Origin of the sequence: Brevibacterium sp. SIMBA_078, from assembly GCF_046534565.1 — a bacterium.
Lineage (GTDB): Bacteria > Actinomycetota > Actinomycetes > Actinomycetales > Brevibacteriaceae > Brevibacterium.
In genome coordinates this window covers 1-428 of sequence record NZ_JAWRYQ010000033.1, presented here as the reverse complement: position 1 = coordinate 428, position 428 = coordinate 1, and the positions used below count along the sequence as shown (strand labels likewise).

1 protein-coding gene is annotated in these 428 nt (G+C 61.4%); it reads left to right on the top strand.

Annotated elements, in window-relative coordinates; translation table 11 throughout:
- A partial coding sequence (locus SB749_RS18730) for a hypothetical protein (protein WP_410711626.1) occupies window positions 1-428 on the top strand: 428 nt, incomplete at both ends.

The following is a 428-nucleotide window of genomic DNA, read 5'->3' as shown; positions in this document are numbered from 1 at the left end:
TTTTTGCCGACGCCGCGCCCCACGCGCCGAGCGAGCGCTCTGGGCGATCGTGCTGATCGGCAGCGGCTGGCTGATCGTGACGCCCGGCTCGGCAATTGCCGATGCGCGAGCACTCTGGGCGCTCATACCGATGGCGGGTTTCATCGGAAGCTGCGGTCTGCTGCTGTGGTTTTCGTGGCGCAGCCGCGAAATCGAGCAGCAGATCCTGACGGTTTGCATGGTGATTTTCATTGCCGTCGGCGTTCACGACCTGCTGGTTTTTGTCGGCATCCTGAATACCAACATCTACTACGCCGTGTTCACGTCGCAAGCGCTCATGTTGAGCATGGCGCTTGCCCTTGCCTGGCGATTCGCCCAGAACGTCCGGAAGATCGAGCAGTTCAACGACGAACTGCGCTCCAGGGTCGATCTCGCGACGCAGGAACTCG